Consider the following 25,868-nt stretch of genomic DNA (forward strand, 5'->3'; position numbering starts at 1 on the left):
GCGGCTCCCATCTCCCATACGGCAGGCATCCACTTGGCAAAGCCCAACTATTCCTTCGAAAAACGTCAGCGCGAAATCGCCAAGAAGAAACAGCAGGACGAGAAGGACGCGCGCAAGCGCGAGGCGCGCGAGGCGGCCAAGGCCGCAGTGGACGCCGAGGCGAAGACGCCCGACAGCGGCAGCTGAGCGCCGCCGGCAGAACGTGGCGCCGCGCCGGCGTCGACCAGCGCATGCCCATACCCGGACGTGGCCGGCGTCCTGCAGTAGTGGAAGCCGGACACGACGCCGACGCGCTCGGCGGCCATGCACGGCCGCCAGGTTCCGGCACGTGTGGCTCGTCCGGACGCATGTGCCCTGTACGTCTGACCGCAACCCATTCCCGCGACCTACGCAAGCAAGCGGTCCCGATCCCCGGCGATCAATGCGGCCTGGACGGCGCCGCGCGCCGCCCAGGCCGCCAGGCGACGCTCAGCTGACCTTCTTGGCCAGCGCGGTGCCCAGCAGGAACAGCACCACGGCAATGACGATGCCGGCCCAGAACAAGAACTTGGCGATGCCCATGGCCGCGCCCGCCGCACCGGTGAAACCGAGCGCGCCGGCGATGAGTCCGATGATGGCGATGATGATGGCCCACTTGATCATGTTGCGTCTTCCCGTTATCCGATGCGGGGCGACACGCCGACTCGGCGCATCGCCGCGGCCGCACCCTGCGACCGTATCGTTGGGAATGCTAGCCAGCCTCCCATGCGCCGCATGTGAAGCGTCGCGCCGCCAGCGCCGCGCCCGCGCTCAGGCGACGCCGGTGGCGGGCGGCGCGGCGGAACCGGACGGCAGGCTGGCGGGAAACCATTGCGCGCGCGCCAGCCACCCTTGCAGGAACTTCTCGTCCACCGGGCGCTCCGCCGCCAGCCGCTCGTAGTAGTCGATCCGGTCCTGGCGGTAGAGCGCATAGACCTGCGCCTGATCAGCGGCTTGCACCGCGGCCAGCGTGGCCGGCCCCATTTCGCCGTCCGCGGCCAGGCCCGATGCGCCCAGCTGCGACAGGACCCGCTGCAACGACACGATCGCTTCGCCGCCGGCATTGACATAGAAATCGAACAGGATTTCGGCCAGCGGCTGCGACGCGATCTGGTCGCCGTCCACCCCGTCCCAATACGCCTGCTTGTAGATGACGCCGGCCTGCTCCGGAGTCAGCGCGCGCAGCGCGTCCAGGGTCGGCGCCTCGCCCAGCAAGGGCTGCGCATAGCGCTCGAACGTGGCCATGGTGATGCCGTGATTGGTGGCGCCGCCGGGATCGGCCGGGTCGTCGACGAAACCTCCCTCGAACGTCAGCAACTGCGGCAGGTACAGATCGAACGATGCCATCGCGGTGCACTCCTCGAAAAAGAACGGGACTGACGGCCTACAGTGTGGCGCAACAGCGGCGGCCATGCTGTGCCGCAGGGAACAAGGTCGCCGCCTGTCCCGCGCTGGAGGCCGCCCCCAGGTTGGTCTGCGGCGGCATCGGCAGTGGCTCGGATCGGCGCATGGCCCGCTCCACAGACAGCACCCCACGCCGGCGCGGCCGCATCCAGCGGCAATTGCGCCAGCTCCGATTGCGGCAGCCGCGCCCCACACCGCGCGCCGCAGCACAGTTGCGCATGCACCGCCGGCGTACGCTGGCGGGCACCTACACGCCTCGTCGACGCATCCGTCACGATGCGCGCGCGCGTCTCCCGGCACAGTGACGGCAGGCATTCGCGCCGCAATTCGGAGATCCGCATGGCCAGCCCGCAAGAACTGGAAGAGAAATTCTGGAAGGCATTGAAGTCCGACCGCACGGTCATGCTCGGCCTGGACGGCGTGGAAGACGGCCACGCGCGGCCGATGACGGCGCAGTTCGAAGGCGACCGCGGCGGCCCGATCTGGTTCTTCACCTCCAACGACAACGCGCTGGTGCAGAAGCTGACCCAGAGCCAGCGGGTGATCGCCGCGTTCAGCGCCAAGGATCACGACCTGTTCGCCAGCATCAGCGGCACGCTCAGCGTGGACACCGACCGGGCAGTGGTCGAACGCCTGTGGAACAGCTTCATCAGCGCCTGGTACGAGAAAGGCAAAGACGATCCCAAGCTGGCGCTGCTGCGCCTGGACCCCGACCACGCGCAGATCTGGCTCAACGGCTCCAGCCTGATGGCCGGAATCAAAGTGTTGCTGGGCATCGATCCCAAACGCGACTATCAGGACAAGGTCGCGGACGTGCCGCTGCGCTGAGCCGGCCCCGGCCGACAGCAGCCGGGCGCTCCGCGTTCCCTGGCGCGCCATGGCGGCGCCGCCGCGGCGTGCGGCCCACACTGGCACCCAGACCCGCCGACATCGGGATCGACATGGGCCTGCGCGCATTCCTGGGTTCGCGACGGCGCGCGCGCGGGCCACGCGCGCGCGTGGCGGCACGCAACGCCATGGTCCGGCTGCCACCCAAGACTGCAACGCGCTGCACGCATGCCTGTCATCGGATCGGTTGTCCTGGCAGCGACCGAAGCGAAGCCGGCGCGGCCGAACCGCACGGCGCCAGGCTGCCGCGCGTGGACTGCGCAGATGTTCAGCGCCGGTCGGCGTCCAGCAACGCCACCGCCGCCTCGCGGCGGCCGAGACGCAATGAGCGTCCCAGCAAGCTCAGCGCGGCGAGCCCGCCATCCGTCCGCTGTTCGTGCAGCGCCCGTTGCATCCGCTCGGACAGTGCCCAACTCCGTGAGACCGCCTGCGCGACCGGCGCCGACCAGGCCTGCAGCGACTCGGCCAAGGTCGCTGCATCCGGCACGAGTTGCGGCTGCCGCGCATACGCATCGCGCACGACCTGCACCACCGCCACCGCGCCCAGGCCGTACAGCAACGCCAGCAGCTGCGCCGCACAGGGATCGTCGCGCTCCGCGCGCGCTGCATGGAGCGCGGTGGCCCTGGCCGACAGCAAGGTGTGCTCCCACAGCAGTGCCGCGCAGCGGCCGAAGACGCTGCCGTCGTCGGCGATGACCGGCTGCAGCAACGCCGCCAGCACGATCTGGCGCAGGCCTTCGGTGCCGAGCAGGGCCACCGCGCGCTCCAGGTTCTCGATCGGCTCGGCGCGGCGGCGGTAGGCGGTGCTGTTGGCGACGCGCAGCAGGTTGCCGGCCAATGTCGGATCCTGGCCCAGGATCGCGACGATGGCCTGGGCGCTGGCGCCAGGATCGTTGATGGCGCGGGTCAGCTGCGGCAACAGATGCGGGCGGCGCGGGGTGTAGCGCGGGTACGCGTCGATACGCGCCAGCACCGCGGCGGCCGCGGCGCCGACCCCGGCGTGGGCGGCGCGGGATGCCGCGCTCGGCGCGGGCGCCGATACCGCGGCGAACGCCAGCGCGTACAGGCGCGCCAGCAGGGCGACCTCCTGCCCGGGCGCGAGGTCGGCGTCCTGTCCGGCAGCGTCATGCTCGGCCTGCGCCGCGCCCGCGGCCTGGCGGCCGGCATCGGGTTCGGCGCGAGGTACGGCCGCGGCCTGCCCGTGGCGCGCGACGTCGATCCGCGCCACGGGCCCGCCGCGGCGTCCGCGGCGCAGCATCCAACTGCCGACGCCCAGCAGCAGCACGGCCAGGCCTGCAATCCAAATCGACGGCACGCTCATCATCCGCAAGTCACCAGGTCTCCCATCCGGCCCGAAGCGCGTCGCGACGACGCGCCGGCTATTCAAGCACGCTGCGCCGGTTCCTGCCCGAACGCCGTTGCCTGCGTCCGCGCGCGGCGGCGGCGCAACGACAGTGCCGGGCGCGCGGCGCCGCGTCCACTGCGACGGCGCAGCGCCAGGCCGCCCTACATGTTGCGCCGGTACTCGCCGCCCACCGCGTACAGGGCGTGGCTGATCTGCCCCAGGCTGTGGGTCTTCACCGCCTCCATCAGCGCGGCGAAGACGTTGCCGCGCGCGCGCGCGGCGCGTTGCAGGTCGCCGAGGCCGGCGGCGTCGCCCGCTGCGGCCGGCGGCCGGGCCGGCGCCAGCGCAATGCCGTTGCGGCGACGCTGCCAGTCCTGCACGTTGCCGATCTGCTGGTCCTTCTCGTCTTCGGTGGAGCGGATCAGCTCGACCTGCGCCGCGGTCTCGCCGGCGTGCTGCTTGGGCAGGAAGGTGTTGACCCCGACCAGCGGCAGGCTGCCGTCGTGCTTCTTGTGCTCGTAGTACAGGCTTTCCTCCTGGATCTTGCCGCGCTGGTACATGGTGTCCATCGCGCCGAGCACGCCGCCGCGTTCGCTGATCGCCTCGAATTCCTTGTACACCGCCTCCTCCACGAGATCGGTGAGCTGCTCGACGATGAAACTGCCCTGCCACGGGTTCTCGCAGAAGTTCAGTCCCAGCTCCTTGTTGATGATCATCTGGATCGCCACCGCGCGGCGCACGCTCTCCTCGGTCGGGGTGGTGATCGCTTCGTCGTAGGCGTTGGTATGCAGGCTGTTGCAGTTGTCGAACAGCGCGTACAGCGCCTGCAGCGTGGTGCGGATGTCGTTGAACTGGATCTCCTGCGCATGCAGCGAGCGGCCGGAGGTCTGGATGTGATACTTCAGCATCTGGCTGCGCTCGTTGCCGCCATAGCGCTCGCGCATCGCCCGCGCCCAGATGCGCCGCGCCACGCGCCCGATCACGGTGTACTCCGGGTCCATGCCGTTGCTGAAGAAGAAGCTGAGGTTGGGCGCGAAATCGTCGATGCGCATGCCGCGCGCCAGGTAGTACTCGACGATGGTGAAGCCGTTGCTCAGGGTGAAGGCCAACTGGCTGATCGGGTTGGCGCCGGCCTCGGCGATGTGGTAGCCGGAGATCGATACCGAATAGAAGTTGCGCACCTTGTGCTCGACGAAGTACTGCTGGATGTCGCCCATCATGCGCAGCGCGAATTCGGTGCTGAAGATGCAGGTGTTCTGCGCCTGGTCCTCCTTGAGGATGTCGGCCTGCACCGTGCCGCGCACGCTGCACAGCGTGTCGCCCTTGATCCGCGCATAGGTCTGCGCATCCAGCAACTGGTCGCCGCTGACGCCGAGCAGGCCCAGGCCCAGGCCGTCGTTGGTCGACGGCAGCGCGCCACGGTAGGACGGACGTTCCCTGCCCGCGAACAGCTCTGCCAGGGTCCGTTCGGCCTGCGCCCAGCGCTGCGCATCGGCCTTGAGGTATTTCTCCACCTGCTGGTCGATGGCGGTATTCATGAACATCGCCAGGATCATCGGCGCCGGGCCGTTGATGGTCATCGACACGCTGGTGCTCGGCGCGCACAGGTCGAAGCCGGAGTACAGCTTCTTCATGTCGTCCAGGGTGGGGACATTGACCCCGGAATTGCCGATCTTGCCGTAGATGTCCGGGCGCGGCGCCGGGTCCTCGCCGTACAGGGTGACGCTGTCGAAGGCAGTGGACAGGCGCGCGGCCGGCTGGCCCACGCTCAGATAATGGAAGCGTCGGTTGGTGCGCTCCGGCGTGCCTTCGCCGGCAAACATGCGGATCGGATCCTCGCCGGCACGGCGGTAGGGATAGACGCCGCCGGTGTACGGATAGCTGCCGGGCAGGTTTTCCTTGCCGAGGAAGGTCAGCAGCTCGCCCCAGCCCTTGTAGCGCGGCGCAGCGATCTTCGGGATCGGCTGGTGGCTCAGCGACTGGCGGTAGTTCTCCACGCCGATCGCCTTGCCGCGGACTTCGTACTCGGTGACCGCGTCGGTGATCGACTTGAGCCGCTGCGGCCACGCGCGCAGCGACTTCAGCGACGCGCTGGACAGCGCCTGCAGCGCATCGTTGTAGCGTTGGCGCAACAGCAGCAAGGGATAGTCTGATCAACGCGGTCGGAGGATGAGGCAAGCCATATCGACCACGCCCACGGCGCTCAGACCCTCGGTTTTTCGCCGTTTCCGGCGCATTTCCGGGGTATTTCCCGGATTACAGGCACACCCTCCCCACGACAGGCAGCAACTGCTTTCGCTTCAGCCACAGGTTCGACAGCGCAAACAGCGTCAGCACTTGCGCCGTGTTCTTCGCCAGGCCGCGATAGCGCACCTTGACGTAGCCAAACTGGCGCTTGATCACCCGGAACGGATGCTCCACCTTCGCCCTCAGGCTGGCCTTGGCGTGCTCCCAGCGCTGTGCCCACTTCAATTCGCGCTTGCTCTTGATCTGCTTCAGCTTCGAGGGCTTCTCCGCGATCAGATAGCGCAGCTTGCGCTTGCTCGCCATCTCCTCGCGCTTGGCCAGCCCGGTGTAGCCGCTGTCGCCGCATACCGTGTCTTCCTTGCCGTGCAGCAGCTTGTGCGCCTGGGTGATATCTGCGGCGTTGGCCGCCGTGCATTCCAAGTGGTGCACCAGCCCGGACTCATCGTCCACGCCGATGTGCGCTTTCATCCCGAAGTAGTACTGATTGCCCTTCTTGGTCTGGTGCATTTCCGGGTCGCGCTCGCCGTTCTTGTTCTTGGTCGAGCTGGGCGCGGCAATGATCGTGGCGTCCACGATGGTGCCGCCGCGCAGGCTCTGGCCCTTGCGCGATAGGTGCGCGTTGACCCGGTTGAACAGCGTGCGCGCCAGATCGTGCGTCTCCAGCAACCGGCGGAAGTTGAGGATCGTGGTCTCGTCCGGCACCTCATCCAACCCGCCGATCCTGGCGAAACGGCGCATCGACGCCGTGTCGTACAAGGCTTCTTCCGCGCCCGGGTCGCTCAGTGCGTACCACTGCTGCAGAAAGTGGATGCGCAGCATTGTCTCCAGCGGGTACGGCTGACGGCCCGGATGGCCCGACTTCGGATAGTGCGGCGCGATCAGCGCCAGCAGGTCTTTCCACGGCACCACCTGATCCATCTCGGCCAGCAACCTTTCGCGCCGCGTCTGCTTGCGCTTGCCGTTGTACTCCGCGTCGCCGAAAGACAATTGCATCGTCGTTGTCCTGTTGGGCTTTGTACGATTGTCGCAGGATCAGAGGGAGTTGTTCAGACCATCCCAAGGTCGCATCGGCCGCGGCGGCGCCCGGCGCGACGGCGGAGCGCACGGCCGGCTGCAGCAGCTCGTCCGCCGCATACAGTTCCAGTTGCCTCGGCAACGGCGGATCGTCCAGCTCGCGCAGCGATCGCCACAACGATTGCGCGCGGTCGGCCGCCTCGGCCTGGCGCTCGATGCCGGCATTGAGCGCACGGCCCTGCTCGGCGATCTCGGCCAGGTAGCGCACGCGGGCGCCGGGGATCAGCACCGCGGCGCGCGGCTCCTTGAGCACGGTGTCCAGGTGTGGCCGGAAGTCGCAGCGCAGCGTGCCGGGGTCGGCGGCGGCCGCGGGATGCGTTGCCTCCAGTCCCAGCTTGTCGCGCAGCAACCGGCACAGGTTGACGAACATCCAGCTGACGCCGGGATCGTTGAACTGGCTGGCGATGGCCGGATACACCGGCACCGCCTCGTCCTCCAGTTGGAATGCCGCGCGGTTGCGCCGCCACTGCTTGCGCACGTCGCGCAGCGCGTCCTCGGCACCGCGCCGGTCGTACTTGTTCAGCACCACCAGTTCGGCGAAGTCGAGCATGTCGATCTTCTCCAGCTGGCTGGGCGCGCCGTAGTCGCTGGTCATCACGTACACCGGCAAATCGACCAGGTCGACGATCTCCGAATCGCTCTGGCCGATGCCGGCGGTCTCCACGATCACCAGGTCGTAGCCGATGCCTTTCAGGAACGCGATGCAGTCCTTCAGCACGCGGTTGGTGGCCGCATGCTGGCGGCGCGTGGCCATCGAGCGCATGTACGCGCGCGGGCTGCGCAAGGCGTTCATGCGGATGCGGTCGCCGAGCAGCGCGCCGCCGGTGCGGCGCCGGCTCGGATCCACCGACACCACCGCGATGCGCATCTGCGGGAAGCCGGCCAGGAAACGGTTGAGCAGTTCGTCGGTGACCGAGGACTTGCCGGCGCCGCCGGTGCCGGTCAAGCCGATGACCGGCGCTGCGCGCCGCTCGCGGGACTCGGGACCGGGAACTCGGGACTCGGAGGTGCCCGGCAGGCCGGATTGCCACTGCTTGCGCAGCAGCGCCAGCTCCGCTTCGGAGAACACGCCATCCTCGAGCGCCGACAGCACCCTGCCGATGCCGATCTCGTCGTCGATGTGCGGCAACGGCGCACCGGCCCGCTCCGGGTCCCGAGTCCCCAGTCCCGAGTCCCGCCCAAGCGCCGCACGCGCCACCACGTCCTCGATCATTTCCAGCAGCCCCATCTTCATGCCGTCGTTGGGGTGGTAGATGCGTTCCACGCCATAGGCCTGCAGCTCGGCGATCTCCTCCGGGCTGATGGTGCCGCCGCCGCCGCCGAACACGCGCACGTGGCCGGCACCGCGTTCGCGCAGCATGTCCACCATGTACTTGAAGTACTCGACATGGCCACCCTGGTAGGAAGACAGCGCGATCGCATCGGCGTCCTCCTGCAGCGCCGCGCGCACCACGTCCTCGACGCTGCGGTTGTGGCCGAGGTGGATCACCTCCGCCCCTTGCGCCTGGATCAGCCGGCGCATGATGTTGATCGCCGCGTCGTGGCCGTCGAATAGGCTGGCGGCGGTGACGAAGCGCAGCGGACTGGCGTGCGCTTGCGGCAGTGGGACGCGGGAGGCGGGAATGCTCATCGTGGGGGCGATCGGGGAGAGGAAGGCGGTGATTCTAGGCGTCCCCCGCGGCGCAGGCAGGTTGCGCTGCAACATGCGGCGCCGGCCCGGGCCACGGCGCGGCATGCCGGCGAACCCGCCGCATGCGCCCGCTATCCGCTGCATGAGGGCGGCCGCGCGGCGCGTCGACAGCGATGCCGTGCGCCGCGTTTGCCCTTGCATCGGCGCACCGCCGATGTCCCTGGAGAATCGCAGGTTCGTTCGTCGCTTGTCGCTGGCCTGCGTGCTGGGGAGCGTGCTCGCCGGCGGCATGATCGCCGCGCCCGCACAGGCGCGCCCGCGCGTGGGGCTGTCGGCGCGCACCGCACCGCCGCCGCCACGGCTGGAACGCGCGGTGATGCGGCCGGGCGACGTGTGCACGCGCGGCGACTGGCACTGCAACGATCGCCGCCACGTCTGGGTCGGCGGCCGCTACATGGTCGCGCGCCCGGCCTACACGTCTACGTCGGCCCGCGCCGGGAACACCGCGGCCACGGCTACCGCTTCCGCGACGGCTACTGGGTGCACCGCCAGTCGATGGCGGCGCCCGGCCGCAGCGACGCCGGGCGCGGCCACGATGCTGCGCGGCGACGTGACCGCCAGCACCCGCTTTGAGAGAGTGCGCGCACCATCGCCACCGGGCGGCTCATGAGAAAACACATGTCCAGGCATTCGCTGTCGCGTGCGACCTTGCCGCTGTCGCCGGAGTGCGCCGTCCGCGGCCCGGCCCGGACTCCCACCCTCGGCCAGGTCCGGCGCCTGCTGCGCAAGGGGCCGTAGCGATGCCGTCGAGAGTACCGCCCGGGACCTACGCGATCGCCATCACCGTGCTGGCGGTGGCGATCGCCAGCGTAGCCGCGTGGCGCGAACGGCCTACCGACGCGGCCTCGCGCCGCGGGCTCGGTGAAGCCATCGGCGACACTGCCAGTGCCGTGGCGGCACGCCAGCACGCCGCGCCAGCCGCAGCCAACGCGCCGACCGCAGCCGACGGCGCGCAGGCCAGCAGCGAACTCCACTTCGACCGGCAAGGCCAACTGGTGCCGGACCTGGCATTGCGACGCTACCTGGACCGCCATCTGGCGTCGCGTGACGCACAGCAGCCGGCGGCAGTGCGCCTGGACCGCGATCTCGCCGCAGCGATGCCCGCCGCACAGGCGCAGCAGGTCCTTGCCTGGTTCGACCGCTACACCGCCTATCTGCAGGCCGAGGGCGAGCGCTCGTCGCACGCTGCCGACCCGGGACGACAGATGCAGCACTCGCGTGAGATGCGCGAACGCCTGCTCGGAGCGCAAGCGGCCGCGGCCTTCTTCGCCGACGAGGACGCCGCGCGCTGATCGGCCACACAGACGGCGCACAGGCATTCGCGTCGCCATGCCACACCACACATGAACCGACGTTGCCGGCCGACCTGAAGCGCAGCGAACGCACCGCCATGCGTCTCGTCCGCCGAGAGCGGCGCTTCCTATACTCGCCTCGGCCTCCCCAACAGGAACAACACATGTCCTACCAGATTCTTTGCGGCAGCGAACGCACACCCCTGCCCGGCTGCGTCGACGCCGGCAAGCTCCCGGCCACGCATCGCCTGCGCGTACTGCTGGCGCTGCGCCAGCCGGAACTGGATGCGGCCGCGGCGCAGTTGCTCGACAGCGCCGCCGACGGCCTGCCGACGCCGCTGTCGCGCACCGCGTTCGCCGCGCGTTTCGCTGCCGGTGCGGACGACGTGCGCGCAATCGAAGCCTTCGCCGCGCACCATGGCCTGCACGTGGAACAAGCGCTGGCACAGGGCGGCGCGGTGATCCTGGAAGGCAGCGTGCAACAGTTCGACCGCGCGTTCCAGGTGGACCTGCGCGACTACCGCAATGACGACCTGCGCTACCGCGGGCGTACCGGCGCAGTGTCGATCCCCGCCGCCCTGCACGGCGTGGTGACCGCGGTGCTGGGCCTGGACGACCGTCCGCAGGCGCGCACGCTGCCGCGCACGCTGCCGCGCGCGCGGGCGCAGGACGCACCACCACCCGCCGCCGCCGCTCCGGTCGCCCAGTACACGCCGCCGCAGCTGGCCGAGCTGTACGGCTTTCCCGAGCACGACGGCGCCGGCCAGTGCATCGGCATCATCGCGCTGGGCGGCGGCTACGCGCGCGCGCAGCTGGCCGCCTACTTCGCCGAGCTGGGGCTGCCGCTGCCGCAGATCGTCGACGTGCTGCTGGCCGGTGCGCGCAACCAGCCCACCGGGCAGACGCACAAGGCCGACATCGAGGTGCAGATGGACCTGCAGATCGCCGGCGCCATCGCCCCAGGCGCCAAGATCGTGGTGTACTTCGCGCCCAATACCGACAACGGCTTCCTCGAAGCCATCGTCAGCGCCATCCACGATCGCGTGCATGCGCCGGACGTCATCGCGATCAGCTGGGGCTTCACCGAGACGCTGTGGACGGCGCAGTCGCGCGAGGCCTACAACCGCGCTCTGCAGGCGGCCGCACTGATGGGCATCACCGTGTGCATGGCCTCCGGCGACGACGGCGCCAGCGACGGCCAGCCCGGCCTGAACGTGTGCTTCCCCGCGTCCAGCCCGTTCGTGCTGGCCTGCGGCGGTACCCGCCTGCAGGTCGACGCGCAGGCGACACACGAGCAAGCCTGGCCCGGCACCGGCGGCGGCCAGAGCCGGGTGTTCGCCCGGCCGCGCTGGCAACAGGGCCTGGCGCTGCACGCTACGCAGGCGGCGGCGCAACCGCTGAGCATGCGCGGCGTGCCGGACGTGGCCGCCAACGCCGATGCCGAAACCGGCTACTACGTGCATATCGATGGCCGCCCTGCGGTGATGGGGGGCACCAGCGCCGCCGCGCCGCTGTGGGCGGCGCTGCTGGCACGCATCTATGGCCTGAACGGCGGCCGCCGGGTATTCCTGCCGCCACGGCTGTACGCGGCGGCCGATGCCTGCCGCGACATCGTCGACGGCAGCAACGGCGGCTTCCGCGCCGGCCCGGGCTGGGACGCCTGCACCGGCCTGGGCGTCCCCGACGGCGCGCGCATCGCCGCCCTGCTCGGCGCCGGGCCGGGCGCGGCCACGGCGGTGGCGAAGGTTGCCGACTGAGCCAGCGTCGCCTCCGGCGCCTCGCGCGGCGCCCGGCCAGTGTCGCAGATAGTGCCGAGATGCTTGTGCCGCAGGGGCGGGCACCGGTGCCGCAAGCGCTGCCCGGTTGGCGGGCAGTTGCTTTAAAATGCGGGTATCGCGACGATCGGGACCCGTTCCGGAACCGTCGCGTTTTTCGTTTTGCGCACCTCACTAGGACGTTCCTGGAACCAAGGTGTCCCCACACCTGCAACGCCAACGGAGCCCCCATGCTTTTCGAAACGCTAGCCGCCACCGGCCACGAACAGGTCGTCTTCTGCCACAACCGCGACGTGGGCCTGCAGGCAATCATCGCCATCCACAACACCGTGCTCGGTCCCGCGCTGGGCGGCGTGCGCATGCGCCCCTATGCCGACAGCGAGGCCGCGCTGCACGACGCGCTGCGGCTGAGCCGCACGATGACCTACAAGAACGCGCTGGCCGGGCTGAACATCGGCGGCGGCAAGGCGGTGATCATCGGCGACCCGAAGGCCGACAAGTCCGAAGCGCTGTTCCGCGCGTTCGGCCGCTACGTGGATTCGCTGGGTGGGCGCTACATCACCGCCGAGGACGTGGGCACCGACGTCAACGACATGGAACAGATCTATCTGGAGACCGAATACGTCACCGGCGTGCACCAGGCGCACGGCGGCTCCGGCGATCCGGCGCCGTTCACCGCCTATGGCGCGTTGCAGGCGTTGATGGCCTCGCTGCAGCGCAAGCTAGGCCACGAGGAGATCGGCAAGGCCAGCATCGCCGTGCAGGGCCTGGGCCACATCGGCATGGAACTGGTGAAGCTGCTGAAGGAGCGCGGCGCCAAGCTGTACGTCACCGACCTGGACCCGGCGCTGGTCGAGCGCGCGGTCGCCGAGTACGGCGCCGAGGCGGTCGAGCCGGACGAGATCTACGACGTGGACGCCGACGTGCTGGCGCCATGCGCGCTGGAGAGCGCGATCGACGAGGCCATGTTGCCGCGGCTGCGGGCGAAGATCATCTGCGGCACCGCCAACAACCAGCTGGCCAGCGCCGTGGTCGGCGAGGAACTGCATCGCCGCGGCATCCTCTACGCACCGGACTACGCGGTCAACGCCGGCGGGGTGATGAACGTGTCGCTGGAGATCGACGGCTACAACCGCGAACGCGCGATGCGTTTGATCCGCAGCCTGTACCACAACCTCGGCAAGATCTTCGACCTGTCCGAGCGCGAGAACATCCCGCCGCAGCAGTCCGCCGACCGCATCGCCGAAGCGCGCATGCACGCGATCGGCAAGCTCAAGCTGCCGCTGGGCCGCACCGCCCCGCGCTCGATGGGACACCTGCGCGGCGAATAGGCCACGTCGCCCCCACGAACCCCGCCGCGACGAAGACCAGCGACTGCCGGCCCCGGCCGGCGTCGGAACTCAAGCCCCTCCTGCAGCGCACCACCAGACACCCAAGCCATTGCAGGAGCGGCTTCAGCCGCGACAGCGAGGCCCCCCGCTCTAGCATCACCCACACCCGCAATCCGCGAAAGCGCAAACCCGCTAGCCCGGCACCGCGCTCCCGCTCGCCGCGGGCGCAGCGAACACCGCGCCCGCCAGCGCATGCATGCGCACCTCCACGGCCGAGAAGGCACGCAAGGCTCGGCGAAGATCGCGTGCAGCGCGGCGGCGTACCACAACGTGCCGTCGCGGCCGGCGGTGAAGCGCGCGAACACGTCCGCGCCCACGCCGGGAGCGTCCAGATCGGCGACGATGCCGCGCGCGTTGTACAGCTTGTCGCAGCCGACACCAGCAGCACCGCGGCCGGCGCTTGGCTCAGGTGCGCCAGATAAGCCTGCTTGCGCATGCGCCAATCCCGGCGCCTGGCCGGCATGTCCTCGTGCGACGCCTTCTCGGCACTGGCGTCGGTGCAGCCCATCACGGTCGCCGCCACCGCTTCGCCGAACTGCGCGCGGATCACCGCCGCGTGGCCAGCGCCACAGTCCTCGACCACGTCGTGCGGCAGAGCCGCGATCGTCTTGTCCTCGTCGCCGCCCGCCCCCAGCACCAATGTCGACACACCCAGCACATGGTTGAGATACGCAACCGTGCCACCCTTGCGGAACTGGCCGGCATGGCCGGTGCGGCGTAGTCGGCGGCGCGCGCGTAGCGTTCGGTGAGAGCGGTCATGCCGCCTTGCTGACGGGACAGGCGCGCATTATCGCGGAAACCCGCCGCAAGCGCCGGCCACGCCCGCTTCACTGCGGCAGCGGCCGCGCCCGGAACACCACGCTCATCCGCGGCGCCACCGGCCTGGCGGTCTTGAACCGCCCCGACTTTCTTGGAGTCCGTTTGGTTTGAGTCAGGCCACCTTGGTCTGACCGGCTTGTTGCCGAGGGTAAGCCGCTTCGGCTTCCGCTGGCCGGATGTGCCCGATCGGTCCCGGCCGTCGTTTGTGGTTGAACCGTGCACCCAGTCCAGCGTGGCCAGTTCCACTTGCTCGCGGTTGCGCCACGATTTGCGGTGGATTACCTCGGCCTCGTACAGCCCGTTGATCGTCTTGGCCAGCGCATTGTGCCCCAAGGGCAGGCTTCGCGCTCGTCACTGCCGCCTACGCTGCCCACCGGCGGCTCAATCACGGCTTCGGCCAGGCGTTCGCTGTAGCGGATGCTCACGTCTTGCGAGCCCCTGTCGGAGTGATGGATCAGTTCGCCTTCCCGCTGCCGGGCGTGCAAGGCCAGCTCCAGGGCATCGAGCACGAAGTCCGTCGTCATCGAGCTCGACGCCTTCCAGCCCACGATCCGCCGCGCGGACACGTCGATCACCAACGCCACGTACACCATGCCCTGCCAGGTCGAGACGTCGGTGAAGTCGCTCACCCACAGTGCATTCGGCCAGTCGGCATGGAACTGCCGGTTCACCCGATCCAGCGGGCACGGCCGCGTCGGGTCGACCACCGTGGTCTTCACTCCCTTGCCCCGGATCACACCACGCAGGCCAAGCCGACGCATCAGCCGCTCCACCGTGCACCGCGCCACCTGCCAGCCTTCCCGCAGCAACTGCTTCCAGACCTTCTTGGCGCCGTACACTTGCTTGTTCCCGCCCCAGATCCGGCGCACTTCCACTTCCCGCCACCAGCGATCCGGGCGGGCGTCGGGATCAGCATGGCGGGCCGCGTGGTGGTAATAGGTCGACGGAGCGATCTCCGGCACCCGGCAGATCGGCTCGACTCCGTCGGCATCGCGATGCTCCGCGACGAACCCGATCATGGCGTGAAGCGGCGGTCCAGCTCCGCCTGGGCGAAAGACGCCGACGCCTTGCGCAGGATCTCGTCGGCCTGCCGCAACTCGCGCACCTCCCGCTCCAGCGCCTTCATCCGCGACCGCTCGTCCGTCGTCAGGCCCGGGCCCACCCCCTGGTCACGCTCGGCCCGGCGCACCCACCAGCGCAACGTCTCGGCCGTGCACCCGATCTCCCCGGCAATCGAAGCGATCGCCGCCCACTGCGAACCGTGCTCGTCCTGGCGCTCCAGCACCATCCGCACGGCACGTTCCGGGACTTCCCGGTAGTACTTCACTTGCTTGTTCATGACTCCATCCTCTCAAAGGTTGGAGACTCCAGGAATCCCGGGGCGGTTCAGACTTGGGGATGCCGTGCTCGTGACTGAGCGGCGACGCGTGGCTCATCACCAGCAGGCTGCCCGGCGCCAGCTCCACGCCGATGCCGCGGCGATCGCCGGCCTTGGCGCGGATGCTCATGCGCCGCGGCGCGCCCAGCGACACCAGCGCGATCGGATGCGGCGCATCGTTGTGCATCGCCACGCTGTCGCGGCCATCGCGGTACAGGTTCAAGCCCACGGCGATGTACGGGGTCGGCACGCGCGCCGACACCGCGGCATGCAATTCGCGCAACGGCAGGGTCTCGGGCAGGGCCGGCAACTGGTACGAGGCCAGCAGCCGCGGTACGTCCACCGCCCGGTCGTACATCGGCCGGCGCAGGCGCCGCCAGTGCGCGCCATCGCGCAACGCCTCGAACCAGGCCTGCGCCACGGCCGGATCAAGCAACCGCGGCCAATAGCGGATGCCACCCTGGGCGTCGTGCAACAGGCAGTGCGGGGCGTCGTCGGCGCAGGCGAACAGGTCCATGGGCGGAAAGATGGGGATGCGGCGAAGAGAGCGCCATCCGAGCAGGTGAACGGCTCAGCGGCTGCGACGCGAGCCTGTGCAAGCGGCGGTGGACCGCATTCTTACTTCTCGCCTGCACTGCGTTAACGTCGCGCTTGGGAACATGAAACGCACCTCCAGCACAGGCGATACGCACGCATGACAGCAGCGGCCAGCACCACCGCAGGCAGTACCACCGTCCCCGGCGCCGTTGGCGCTGCCACGCGGGCGTCGGCGGCCGCGGCGGCAGCCCATGGCGTGGCGAATGGCGTGGCGCATGCCACCGCCCGCAACGTGTTCCGGCCGCCGTTATCCGCAGGCGGCACGGATGATCGCCTGCGCAGGCACGAGCGCAGGCACGAGCGCAGGCAGCGTATGGCGCAGATCGTCGCGCTCGGTGCCGCCGCCGCGCTGGCCGCGGTCGCGTTGATCGCGTGGCGGCGTACACGCCGCTGAGCTGCCCGCGCAGCGTCCGCCGGGGCGTCGCTGCAGCGGCGTCGCGGTAGCGCAAGCGCCCATCGCCTGCAACAAGCACCGCGCCCGCCAACCCGCCGATGGCGCGCGCGCCACGACGGCGGCGCGTGCTGGCGCCTGTTGCGACACCGGCGCGACGCCTGCCGCCGCGCGCCCGTGCGCACATAGCCGCTGCGCGGCATCCGGATCTGTTGCGCCGATTCGGATCCGCCTGCGCGCAGCATGCGGCGCCGACCGCATCGCCGGCGAACGCAAGATTCGTCGCGCGTCGTCCGCCGTGCAGGCAGCGGCCGCATCCGGCCGGAGCGTCGCGCCACGTGGCATTTTCACGCGTCGTGCCCATTCCGTTCACGCTGCTGCGGCCGCGCGCTTTCGATACTCGACTGCATTGCCTGCCCAGTACATCCCACCTCGGTCTGCGCCTCTCCACTTCCCCCATCGCAAGGAGATCTTGCATGTCTGCCGCCAAGAACCAGTTCACCATGCAGAACCCGCTGACCCAGTTCCCGCAGCCGGAATTCCCCGCACAAACCCAGTCGCCGCCTGGCACCGTGCGCGCCCTGCAGCCGGCCGCCGACCATGGCGAACAGACCTACCAGGGCTGCGGCCGCCTGGCCGGCCGCAAGGCGCTGATCACCGGCGCCGATTCCGGCATCGGCCGCGCCACGGCGATCGCCTACGCACGCGAAGGCGCCGACATCGTCCTCAACTACCTACCCGAGGAAGCCCAGGATGCCGCCGCGGTGGTGGCGCTGATCGAAGCCGAGGGCCGCAAGGCGGTGAGCCTGCCCGGCGACCTGCAGGACGAGGCGTTCTGCCAGGACCTGGTGACCAAGAGCGTGGAAGCGCTCGGCGGCCTGGACATCCTGGTCAACGTGGCCGGCAAGCAGACCGCGGTGAAGGACATCGCCGACCTGAGCAGCGCGCAGTTCGAGGCCACCTTCCGCACCAACGTGTTCGCGATGTTCTGGCTGTGCAAGGCGGCGGTGCCGCACCTGCCGCCGGGCGCCACGATCATCAACACCACCTCGATCCAGGCCTACCAGCCCTCGCCGATGCTGATCGACTACGCCCCGACCAAGGCGGCCATCGCCAACTTCACCCAGGCGCTGGCGCAGCAGCTGGCCGACAAGGGCGTCCGCGTCAACGCGGTCGCGCCGGGGCCGGTGTGGACGCCGCTGCAGCCCAGCGGCGGGCAGCCGTCGGAAAAGATCCCCGCGTTCGGCTCGGAAACGCCGCTCAAGCGCGCCGGGCAGCCGGTGGAGATGGCGCCGTTGTACGTGCTGCTGGCTTCGCAGGAATCGAGCTACGTCACCGGCGAGATCATCGGTGCCACCGGTGGCCTGTTGCTGTCTTGAGCAAGCGCACCTCGCCTGCGCGCGCCGCGCAACGCGACGCCGACTGGAGACCACCGTCCGCACCAACAGCGGCTGCGCGCGCCTGACCGAATCGCTCAACAGCGGCCAGGCCGGGCGCCTGCCGTGGTCGGAGTTGGCGCGGCGGCTGGAAGGCCGGACGGCACAGCGTCGAATTCAACGTGCAGTTCCGTCCCGGCACCCACGCCGGCAAGGCCGCGCCCTGGCTGAGCGACACTCCCAACGGCCGCGTGTTCCACGTCGGCCCGGTGATGGCGATGCTGCGCCATTAGCGGCGGCGCCGGATGCAGCGTACCGGACCGCTGCCAGGAGAAGCCGCGCCGGGCGGCTACGCCGCCAGCCCACCGCACCGATCCCGATCAGCGAGGAAACACGGCCACATACGCGGCGATCGGATCCAAGCACGATTGCTAGGCATTGCCGAGTCCTTGCCTTGGCAAGCAATTGGCGCGCGCAAGATCGGTGCGATCTGCGCCCCGAGGAAAACCTGTCGCGGCTGATGGCCCGAGGCCAGCCGGAGTCGCTCCTGCAGGGCATCGTGGGATCGACGATGCGCTATCCGGCGTTGTAAGGCAGCAGCGGCAGGTACGGCGCAGACCGCGCGCCCTCCTCGCCGTGCCACACCACGGTGGGCGGCGGCGCCTTGGTATGCAGATAGGCCTTGGCGCACAGCGCATCCAGGTCGTGGATGCGCAGCAGGTTGCGGCGGCGGCTGACCAGGCCGCTGCGCTTCCACGCTTGCAACTGCGCATTGAGCTTGGAACGGCTGACGTTGAGCATCGCCGCCAGGATGCTCTGGGTCGGCGGCAACGCGATCGCGCAACTGCCGCCGCGCTGCCAGTCGTGCAGTTCCAGCTGGCGCAGCACGTAGCGCGCCAGACGCACTTCCAGGCGGTGCAGGCACATGCTCTCCAGGCTGTCCAGGGCCTGCCGCAGGCGCATCCGCAACAGCGCGTCGATGCGTTGCTGCAGCAACGGCGAGTCCATCAGCGTGGCGAAATGGCGGCGCGACAGCTTGAGCACGGTGCTGGCATCGAACGCGATCACGGTGAAGCTGCGTCCGTGCGGTTCGAGCAGCGCGGCCTCGTCCACCAGTCCGCCCGGTTCGATCGTGCCGACGATCAGTTCCTGCCCGTCCGGGCCGTACAGCACCTTGTACAGGCGCCCGCGCACCAGCACGCCGACGAAGCTGCTCGGGTCGTGCTTGAAGAACAGCACGCTGCCCGGCGCCAGTTCGCATTGGCTGGCATGCGCGAGCAGATGTTCGAGCAATGCGGCAGGCAGTCCATGGAACAGCGCCGACCGCTCCAGCAGCCGCCGATGCCGATCGCGCGCCGTGCGCGTCTGCAGGTCGCTGCCGGGATGGGCCACAGCGCCAGTGTCTACGGCTTCGGGCTTGGCGACTATAGGAAAGTCCATACTCCCTCTTCTGAAGCGCCGCAGTGCGCGGCGCTTGGCGTCGAGCGCATCCTGCTGCGGCAGGCAGCAAGGCGCATGCCGGTGGCGGGCAAGTGGCGATGGGAAGCGGCGCTGTCCGCGCCGCGGCGGCCCGCACGCCTGCGGACCGAAGGGGGCGAAGCCGGCAAAGCACGGCGCGGCCGGAACGCGCGTCGTGCGCACGCGCTGCCGTCAGGTGCCCAGGCCCGGGACGCCGCTGCTGCCCTTGAACGCCTGCAGCACGGTCATCAGACTGGTCAGGTTGTCAGACACGCCGGTCTGCGCGATCTTCTCCGACGCGCCCGCGGCCGCGGTGGTGTCCAGGCTGTAGATCTGCATGACGCCCTGGTTGTTGGCCGCCTGCGCCAGCGTGTTCTGCTGCTGCTGCGACGCGACCGCGTTCTGGTACAGGATGCCGCTGGAATGCGCCAGGCTCTGGTAGATCGAGCCCATCGCGAACGCCGGCGCCTCGCCGATGACCTTGACGTTGGACTGGGTGACGGCATCGGTGATCTGATTGTTGACTGCGGTGGGAAATGCCATGAAACGATCCTCGTTGGGAAAGGAACAGCGGGAACCGGTGCTGCGCTAACGTCGCCGCGCTGCGGCGACGGCGTGCGCGCCGGCGCTTACTTGAACGCGTTGAGCACGGTCAGCAGGCTGGTCAGGTTGTCGGAGACGCCGGTCTGGGCGATCTTCTCGGTGGCGCCGGCGGCGGCGGCGGTATCCAGGCTGTAGATCTGCATCACGCCCTGGTTGGCCGCGGCCTGCGCCAGCGTGTTCTGCTGCTGCTGCGCGGAGACGGCGTTCTCGAACAGGATGCCGGTCGAGTGCGCCATGCTCTGGTAGATCGACGCCATCGCAAAGGCCGGCGCTTCGCCGATCACCTTGACGTTGGACTGGGTGACCGCATCGGTGATCTGGTCGTTGACGGCGGTGGGAAATGCCATGTGTTCGCTCCTGGGTTGGGGTACGGCGCATGCCGTACGATCACTGAAAACGAGACACTGCACACCCTGTGAAACCGGACGCCGCACTTGTCTCGCCGCCCGTCGTCCGGTCTCCCCGCGCCGTCGTGCAGGGCGATGCGGAGGCGGCGTTGCGCCGCACGCCGCCCGTGCCGCTGCCGCAGGCGCGATTGGCGTGGGCCGCACGCAGGCGTGCGCATCCTTGGACAGCGCCCGCCACAGGCGTACGACTGCACGCACGGCCGTGCACGTCCGCCATCGGACGGACATGTGCGGCCATACGCGTATCGGCACATCAGGCCGATGGCGGGGCAACCGGCAGCTGCTGGCCGGCATCGGCCGCGGGCGGCGAACCGACCAGCCCGTTCGCACGCGCCGCTTCCACCACCGACTGCATCTGCTGCGCCAGGCTGCCGAACTCGCGTTCGAAACAGGCCTGCACCTCGCTGCGCACCAGGTTGCCCAGGCGATCGGCGATCTGCGCCACCAGCAACTGGTTGCCGCTGGTCTCGCCGCTGTGCGGTTGCCGCAACCGGCCCGGACGCAGCGCGTCGAGCGACTGGGCGGACGAGACCGCATCCAGCACGGCCTGGCCGCTGGCGCCGCCGGCCAGCTCGACACCGCGCGCGGCGTCCTGCATACCGTGCAGCATGTGCGCGATCAGGCCGTCCACGCGCTGGCGTTCGGCGTCGATCAGCGATCTCGACATCTCCCGCGCCTTGGGCGGGGGCTTGCCCTGCGCGCCGCCGGTGGACAGCGCGAAGGCTTGCAACTGGGCACGTTCGCTATCGCTCAGGTCGCGCCCCAGCCAGCGCTGGGCGAAGCTGTACAGCGGATCGATTGCGGGTTCTTGGTTGTGCTGCATGGCGGTTCCCGGCGGACGTGGAGGCGTGGAGGGGGCACGGCGTTCACAGCGCCGCCTGCTTGCGCGCGCGCATCAGGTCGGCGTACTTGGCGATGCTCGCGTCGATCTTGTCGATGGCCAAGCCGGCCGATTCGGCTTCCAGCGCCCCGGCCGCGGCGGCCACCGCGGCAGCCGCGCCGACCAGCACGTCGGTCGCCAGCACGCCCAGCGCATCCTCGGCCGCCTGCTCGAGCTTGTTCTCGGCCAGATTCTCGGTCATCTGCTTGATCAGCACGCCCTGGCTGGCCAACGCCATCTTGCTGACGCCGTCGAAGTACACCGCCGCCGACTGCGCGATCAGGCCGGCCGCCTGGCTGACCAGCATGTTCGGACCGACCACGATCTGCGATGGCGCGTAGGCCATCGTCTCGGCGTTGCTGAGCTGCACCGCCTGCACGATCTTGCCGTTGAGCGCATCGCTGGCCGGGGTCGGCGCCGCGGCCTGAGCGAGCATGCGCGCGTTGAGCGTCTTGAGCATCGACGGCGACGGCGATGGCGATGGCGACGGAGCGGCCGGTGCCACTGGCGGCGGCGGGGCGCCGCCGGCGGCCGCGGACGCGGCAGCCGCGTCGCTGCTGTCCCCGCCCCCGCCCGTGCCGGTCGGCGCGGCGGCGGACCTGTCCGTGGCGGCAGGCGCGGCGGGCGCCGCATCCGCGGGAGACGGCGCCGCGGATGCGGCCGCTGGCGCGACGCCTGCCGACGCGGCGCTCGGCGCAGGCGCTGCACCTGGCGCGGCGGGCGCAGGCGCCTGGGCGGCCGGCGCCGGCAACGCCACGGCGGCCGTGGGCGACGACGGCGGGGTCTGCTTGCTTCCGAAAGGCCACATACCACTCTCCTGGAGGATGGATCGACGCCGTATCTTCACCGGACCCCACGCGAACGGCGCCGCCGCGTCACTTCTCGCCGATCGCCATGATCAGTGCCACGGCCTTGGACACCACCGCGTTGGACACCTGATTCAACGCCTGCTGGCTGTGCACCGCGTTCTGCAACGCCAGCCCGGTGGAGTGGCTGGCGACCTGGTACAGCGACGCGATCGCCTGAGCGGGCGCTTCGGCCACCACCTTGACGTTGGTCTGGGTGACCGCGTCGGTGATCTGCGAATTGACGAGCGTGTTGTCTGCCATGAACCTGTTCCTTCGTAAGTCGCATGCCGGGAAGCGCCGCGGCGATCACGGCGCCATGCCGTGGGTCGGACGCGGCGCCCGCGTTGCCGCGGCCCTAGCCGGCCCGGCGTTGAATGAAACGCCGCCATGGGCGGCTTGTGAAACCGCGGTCGCTGCGCTCATTCCGCCACCAGCGCCAGGCGCAGGCGCTTGCGCAGCAATTCCACGCGCTTGCGCACCAGCGGCTGGTTGATGCTGAGCAGCGTGGCGATCATCGGGTACGGCAACTCGTCGACGAAGCGGTAGGCGAACAGGCGGCGTTGCGCGCGGGTCAGCGCCGCCACCGCGGCGACCACCCGCTGCAGTTGGTCGTCCAGTTCGGCACGCTGCAACGCCGTCATCGCCCGATCGGCCACGGTGTCCACGTCCTTGGCCTGCTGCTGGTCCAGCGGCCCGGCGCCGCTGCGGCGGCGCCTGACCGCATCCAGGAACACATGCCGCAACACCACGAACAGGAAGCCCTGCGGATCGGTCATCGCGTCCGGCGAGCGGCGTATGAACAGCAGCGCCTTCACCGCGGTATCGGACAGCAGGTCCTCGGCCGCATCCAGGCGCCCGTTCACCAGCCGCAACGCACGCCTGCGCAGATCCGGCAAGGCGGTGCGCCACGCATGCGTGAACATCTCGTCGGCCCTGGCGAAACGGCCGCCATCCGCATTCCCCTTTCCCTTCCCCTTTGCCACATCCATCGCACACTCCCCACAAAATCCCCTGTGCATCGAGTCTCCGCGGCGGGTGCGGGCGATAGCTGTTCCCTGGGTGACAACGCCACGCCGCGGCGGCCGGCGATCGCGTCGCGCGCGCCATGCGGCGCCGTTTTGTCTACGCATGCATACGCCGGTGCACGCCGGCGGCGGTGCCGCTGCTGCGCGCGCAAGCAAAAAAACAGGGCCTGCTGCGGATGCAATCAGGCCCGGATCGGCATGTCTGGCGTGCAGGCGTGGCGTGGCGCGGATCAGCGCGGTCGCAGCAGCTTGATCAGGGCGTCGAGGACGTTGGGATCGCTCAGTGCATGCAGCAGCTGATCCAGCTTCGGCGAACAGGGCTGCACTGGCGGTGCGGCTGCCGGCGCCGCCGCGTCCACCACGTCCACCGGCGGCGGTGCGGCGGCGGTGGACGGTGGCGGCGCCAACGGCGCTTGCCACAGGTACTCGGCGATCTCGTCCATCGCCGCCGCGTGCGCGGCCATCATGGCTTGGCCGGCGGCGCGCGCCGCACCACCACCACCGAAGCCGGGCCCTTGAAGCCGTCCAGCGATTCCAGCCCGAGCGGGCCGCCCTTGCTTTCCAGCGTGGCGGGCTGGCCGATGGTGACCCGCCAGTAGCCCAGCGCCAGCCTGCGCAACAGCGCCGACAGGGTTTGCAGCAGATCCACCTGCAGTTCGTTCTGGTTGTTCGGCAGCAGCTTGTAGACCAACAGCACCAGCATGCGCAGGTACTCGTGCTGTATGCCGGTATGCTCCACGCCCTGGCCATCGGCGCCGAGCAGGTAGGAGCGCCAGTTCTGGAACACCAGCAGGACGCGCACCATCGCTTGATAGCGCAGCGCCGCGGCGGGCGCGTCGCCGGCGCAGTACAGCGCCAGTTTGCAGTAGGTATCGAACAGGAAATCGCCCTGCGCCGGCTCGTAGATCGGCCCCAGCGCCGCCCGCAGTTGCTCTTGCAACCACTGCCGGTTCTGCTGCAGCGTGGTCGCCAGGTCGCCCTGCGCCTGGCCGAGGGCGAGGAACCTGGCGATCTGTGCACGATCCAGGCCCTGCGACTCCATGCTGAGCACGGCATTGCCGACCGCCTCCAGCACATCGGTATCGATGTACCCGTCCAACTGCCGGTATCCGCGGTTGAGCCGGTAGCCCTGCACCGAGTCGAACACCCCCGACGCACCGGTGATCACATTGCTGCCCAGGTTGGTGTCGAAAGCCAGCCACGGATAGCGCGCGGCCATGTAGCTGCGGTAGTAGTAATCGTGGCCCAGACGGAACGCGAACAGCGCGTTGCCGTGCACCAGCGCGTGGTAGCAATCGGTCCCGGGAGTTGCCGATGGCTGGTCCAGCGTCTGGCTCAGCGCCATCACGTTGCGCTTGGCGTGGTACCCGGCCAGCTCGCGCGACAGCGGCGCATTGACGTCGAAGCGGCGCAGCACATGCCCGCCGTGGCTGAAGGCGGTATTGGCGAACAGCTCCTCGAACAGGCCCTGCGGGACCGCGGTCCCGCGGCTACCGCGCCGGCTGTCGCGGCGCCTGGCCTGTGCCGCGGACCACGCATCGAGGACGTACGCGGACAGCGCGGCGTAAAACCGCCGATCCGGGTCGCCCACCTGGTGCATGTAGTAGCCCACCACCGAGCGGTTCTCGGTGCCGAAGCCGCTGCCCTCGCCGCAGTGGATGTGCACGATCGCGCGCAAGGCGCGCTTGCCGGCGCCGGCGCCGGCGCCGGCGCCGAAGTTGCCGCCCAGCGCGCCGGCGTTCGCCTGCAACCACGCGAACAGCTCAGCGTAATTGCCGACCTTGTTCTCCGCGCCCAGCAGATCCAGCCCGACGATGGTCGCATGGCCGTTTCCCTGCCCGGTGAGCAGCGGCGCGACCTTCTCGGTCAGGTGCGCGCTCAACGCGCCGTCGCGCATGTAGTGATGGGGCGAGTGCACCAGCAGGCGGTAGTCGGTGCCGTAGTCTTCGTTATATCCCTGCGCCAGCTGCGCCAGCTGCGGGATCTCGTCCTCGGCGGCGGCGGCCTGGATCAACAGCACGCCGTCCTCGCGCAGGAAGTCGAAGGTCGCCCGCACCCACATGCGGTAGTCGGCCTTCTGCGATTCGCTCCAGCTGTCGTACTTGGCGGGATCGCCCTGGCACAGTTGCTTCACGAAATGACCGCGCAACTTGTAGGCATCGTCGAACGGGGTGTACTTGCTGGCGCCGTAGATCTTGTTGTTGAAGTAGCGCACCAGCGTGCGCAGACTGTCGGCAGGGCCTTGCGCCGAGGCCAGCGCAGGCGCGATGATCTCGTGGTCGACCAGTTCGTAGAGCGTCGGCGCCTGCGGCGGGAGCGCCAGTTCATCGCGCACGTAGCCAGCGTCGGCCGCCATCACCTGGCATGCGATGTACACGTTCTCCGCCACGCATTCTGCGCGTTCGTACTCGGCGCGGTCGGGCCTGTGCAACAGCCGCGCGAACGAGTTGCCGGTGCGCTCGATCATCAGCATCAGCGCATAGCCGAACAGCCGCAGTTCGCCCTTGACCTGCGCGTGTGCATCGTTGGCGTAGAAGCGCTGCGCCAGCAACTGCGCCAGCGACGGCCGCGCGTCGTCGGGACGCTTGCGCTGCGTCGGCAGGATGCCGGTGAAGTGGCTGTGGAAATCGCAGACGTAGCGGTTCAGCTGGGTCTGTTCGGCGAGCTTGAAATAGGCCATGGCGGATCCTTGGAAGGAAGAGAACGGCAGCGGCACCCACCGCCGCGGGACAGGGCCGCAACCCGGTTGGCTGGCGCCTCCGGCAGCGCGGCGATGCGGGAATCCGGAGGCAGGCATGGGGCGGCGCGACACAGCGGCGACGGCCATGGCGGCACCCGGGGAAGCGGCGCGCGATCGCCGCGGCGTTCGCCGCTATCGGGCGGCGCGCCGTGGATCGCGGGCGGCGGCGGTGCCCGCGCACGCCCATCCCAGGACGGCGCCAGCACCACCGCGATGCAGGCC

General features: G+C 69.6%; 21 protein-coding genes, 6 pseudogenes and 1 other annotated feature. Of the genes and pseudogenes, 9 read left to right on the forward strand and 18 right to left on the reverse strand.

Going from position 1 to position 25,868, the window contains the following annotated elements; genetic code table 11:
- The first annotated feature begins 33 nt into the window (after positions 1 to 33).
- On the forward strand, positions 34 to 186 hold the full coding sequence (locus G4Q83_RS12005) for a hypothetical protein (RefSeq protein ID WP_170069187.1): 153 nt from the start codon (positions 34 to 36) through the stop codon (positions 184 to 186).
- Positions 187 to 468: 282 nt separating this feature from the next.
- Here G4Q83_RS12005 and G4Q83_RS12010 read toward each other — a convergent pair whose 3' ends face one another.
- Positions 469 to 642 carry a DUF1328 family protein gene (locus G4Q83_RS12010; protein ID WP_128421067.1) on the reverse strand — a complete coding sequence of 58 codons (174 nt, stop codon included), beginning with the start codon at positions 640 to 642 and terminating at the stop codon, positions 469 to 471.
- A 147-nt stretch (positions 643 to 789) separates the two neighbouring features.
- Entirely contained in the window at positions 790 to 1,365 is a 576-nt protein-coding gene (locus G4Q83_RS12015; protein WP_128421066.1) for a glycoside hydrolase family 108 protein, read from the reverse strand.
- Positions 1,366 to 1,698: 333 nt separating this feature from the next.
- Between G4Q83_RS12015 and G4Q83_RS12020 the strand changes: the two genes are divergently transcribed.
- The gene (locus tag G4Q83_RS12020; RefSeq protein WP_386273234.1) at positions 1,699 to 2,250 is read left to right on the forward strand and encodes a pyridoxamine 5'-phosphate oxidase family protein; all 552 of its coding nucleotides are present in this window, start codon (positions 1,699 to 1,701) and stop codon (positions 2,248 to 2,250) included.
- 328 nt (positions 2,251 to 2,578) lie between these two features.
- On the opposite strand, the gene G4Q83_RS12025 is transcribed toward G4Q83_RS12020, so the two are convergent.
- From G4Q83_RS12025 to G4Q83_RS12040, 4 genes and pseudogenes are all read right to left on the reverse strand, one after another.
- Entirely contained in the window at positions 2,579 to 3,631 is a 1,053-nt protein-coding gene (locus tag G4Q83_RS12025; RefSeq protein ID WP_128421064.1) for an HDOD domain-containing protein, read from the reverse strand.
- Positions 3,632 to 3,816: 185 nt separating this feature from the next.
- A pseudogene (locus G4Q83_RS12030) lies at positions 3,817 to 5,805 on the reverse strand (methylmalonyl-CoA mutase family protein); the annotation flags it as partial.
- Between the two features lie 106 nt (positions 5,806 to 5,911).
- The gene (locus tag G4Q83_RS12035) at positions 5,912 to 6,895 is read right to left on the reverse strand and encodes an IS5 family transposase (RefSeq protein WP_185817191.1); all 984 of its coding nucleotides are present in this window, start codon (positions 6,893 to 6,895) and stop codon (positions 5,912 to 5,914) included.
- Positions 6,896 to 6,917: 22 nt separating this feature from the next.
- Positions 6,918 to 8,606: pseudogene (locus tag G4Q83_RS12040) on the reverse strand (cobalamin-dependent protein); the annotation flags it as partial.
- A gap of 214 nt (positions 8,607 to 8,820) precedes the next feature.
- Between G4Q83_RS12040 and G4Q83_RS12045 the strand changes: the two are divergent.
- The 4 genes from G4Q83_RS12045 to G4Q83_RS12060 all read left to right on the forward strand — a co-directional run bounded on the left by G4Q83_RS12045 (position 8,821) and on the right by G4Q83_RS12060 (position 13,064).
- Positions 8,821 to 9,276 carry a hypothetical protein gene (locus tag G4Q83_RS12045; RefSeq protein ID WP_246432077.1) on the forward strand — a complete coding sequence of 152 codons (456 nt, stop codon included), beginning with the start codon at positions 8,821 to 8,823 and terminating at the stop codon, positions 9,274 to 9,276.
- A 130-nt stretch (positions 9,277 to 9,406) separates the two neighbouring features.
- Entirely contained in the window at positions 9,407 to 9,958 is a 552-nt protein-coding gene (locus G4Q83_RS12050; protein ID WP_128420900.1) for a hypothetical protein, read from the forward strand.
- A gap of 164 nt (positions 9,959 to 10,122) precedes the next feature.
- Positions 10,123 to 11,715, forward strand: a complete 1,593-nt coding sequence (locus G4Q83_RS12055) for a S53 family peptidase (protein WP_128420899.1) — start codon at positions 10,123 to 10,125, stop codon at positions 11,713 to 11,715.
- Between the two features lie 248 nt (positions 11,716 to 11,963).
- Complete coding sequence (locus G4Q83_RS12060; RefSeq protein WP_128420898.1) at positions 11,964 to 13,064, forward strand: Glu/Leu/Phe/Val dehydrogenase dimerization domain-containing protein; 1,101 nt, start codon at positions 11,964 to 11,966, stop codon at positions 13,062 to 13,064.
- 192 nt (positions 13,065 to 13,256) lie between these two features.
- On the opposite strand, the pseudogene G4Q83_RS12065 reads toward G4Q83_RS12060, so the two are convergent.
- The 3 pseudogenes from G4Q83_RS12065 to G4Q83_RS12075 form a co-directional block, all read right to left on the reverse strand.
- A pseudogene (locus G4Q83_RS12065) lies at positions 13,257 to 13,883 on the reverse strand (HD domain-containing protein).
- Positions 13,884 to 14,055: 172 nt separating this feature from the next.
- Positions 14,056 to 15,282, reverse strand: a pseudogene (locus G4Q83_RS12070) (IS3 family transposase).
- Positions 14,888 to 15,004 (reverse strand) — a sequence feature (AL1L pseudoknot). Its footprint overlaps the pseudogene before it by 117 nt.
- Before the next feature lie 49 nt (positions 15,283 to 15,331).
- A pseudogene (locus G4Q83_RS12075) lies at positions 15,332 to 15,838 on the reverse strand (alpha-ketoglutarate-dependent dioxygenase AlkB); the annotation flags it as partial.
- A gap of 177 nt (positions 15,839 to 16,015) precedes the next feature.
- Between G4Q83_RS12075 and G4Q83_RS12080 the strand changes: the two are divergent.
- The 3 genes and pseudogenes from G4Q83_RS12080 to G4Q83_RS12090 all read left to right on the forward strand — a co-directional run.
- Positions 16,016 to 16,312 (forward strand): hypothetical protein, encoded by a 297-nt coding sequence (locus tag G4Q83_RS12080; RefSeq protein ID WP_128420897.1) that lies wholly within the window; start codon positions 16,016 to 16,018, stop codon positions 16,310 to 16,312.
- Positions 16,313 to 16,785: 473 nt separating this feature from the next.
- On the forward strand, positions 16,786 to 17,688 hold the full coding sequence (locus G4Q83_RS12085; RefSeq protein WP_128420896.1) for an SDR family oxidoreductase: 903 nt from the start codon (positions 16,786 to 16,788) through the stop codon (positions 17,686 to 17,688).
- Positions 17,689 to 17,731: 43 nt separating this feature from the next.
- Positions 17,732 to 17,975, forward strand: a pseudogene (locus tag G4Q83_RS12090) (glycoside hydrolase family 15 protein); the annotation flags it as partial.
- A gap of 286 nt (positions 17,976 to 18,261) precedes the next feature.
- Here G4Q83_RS12090 and G4Q83_RS12095 read toward each other — a convergent pair.
- The 9 genes from G4Q83_RS12095 to G4Q83_RS12135 all read right to left on the reverse strand — a co-directional run bounded on the left by G4Q83_RS12095 (position 18,262) and on the right by G4Q83_RS12135 (position 25,586).
- Complete coding sequence (locus tag G4Q83_RS12095) at positions 18,262 to 19,125, reverse strand: Crp/Fnr family transcriptional regulator (RefSeq protein WP_128420894.1); 864 nt, start codon at positions 19,123 to 19,125, stop codon at positions 18,262 to 18,264.
- A 210-nt stretch (positions 19,126 to 19,335) separates the two neighbouring features.
- Positions 19,336 to 19,686 (reverse strand): RebB family R body protein, encoded by a 351-nt coding sequence (locus G4Q83_RS12100; RefSeq protein WP_128420893.1) that lies wholly within the window; start codon positions 19,684 to 19,686, stop codon positions 19,336 to 19,338.
- Positions 19,687 to 19,772: 86 nt separating this feature from the next.
- Positions 19,773 to 20,093: a RebB family R body protein gene (locus G4Q83_RS12105; protein ID WP_128420892.1), complete on the reverse strand. Its 321-nt coding sequence runs from the start codon at positions 20,091 to 20,093 to the stop codon at positions 19,773 to 19,775.
- Between the two features lie 313 nt (positions 20,094 to 20,406).
- Positions 20,407 to 20,976: a hypothetical protein gene (locus tag G4Q83_RS12110; protein ID WP_128420891.1), complete on the reverse strand. Its 570-nt coding sequence runs from the start codon at positions 20,974 to 20,976 to the stop codon at positions 20,407 to 20,409.
- A gap of 43 nt (positions 20,977 to 21,019) precedes the next feature.
- Complete coding sequence (locus tag G4Q83_RS12115) at positions 21,020 to 21,493, reverse strand: hypothetical protein (RefSeq protein WP_128420890.1); 474 nt, start codon at positions 21,491 to 21,493, stop codon at positions 21,020 to 21,022.
- A gap of 415 nt (positions 21,494 to 21,908) precedes the next feature.
- Positions 21,909 to 22,142, reverse strand: a complete 234-nt coding sequence (locus G4Q83_RS12120) for a RebB family R body protein (protein WP_128420889.1) — start codon at positions 22,140 to 22,142, stop codon at positions 21,909 to 21,911.
- 158 nt (positions 22,143 to 22,300) lie between these two features.
- Positions 22,301 to 22,804 carry an RNA polymerase sigma factor gene (locus G4Q83_RS12125; RefSeq protein WP_211288315.1) on the reverse strand — a complete coding sequence of 168 codons (504 nt, stop codon included), beginning with the start codon at positions 22,802 to 22,804 and terminating at the stop codon, positions 22,301 to 22,303.
- A 332-nt stretch (positions 22,805 to 23,136) separates the two neighbouring features.
- The gene (locus G4Q83_RS12130) at positions 23,137 to 23,373 is read right to left on the reverse strand and encodes a hypothetical protein (protein WP_128420887.1); all 237 of its coding nucleotides are present in this window, start codon (positions 23,371 to 23,373) and stop codon (positions 23,137 to 23,139) included.
- Positions 23,370 to 25,586, reverse strand: a complete 2,217-nt coding sequence (locus G4Q83_RS12135; RefSeq protein ID WP_128420886.1) for a hypothetical protein — start codon at positions 25,584 to 25,586, stop codon at positions 23,370 to 23,372. Before G4Q83_RS12135 ends, G4Q83_RS12130 begins: the two co-directional genes overlap by 4 nt.
- Positions 25,587 to 25,868: the final 282 nt, after the last annotated feature.

It is taken from the genome of Xanthomonas theicola, from assembly GCF_014236795.1.
GTDB lineage: Bacteria > Pseudomonadota > Gammaproteobacteria > Xanthomonadales > Xanthomonadaceae > Xanthomonas_A > Xanthomonas_A theicola.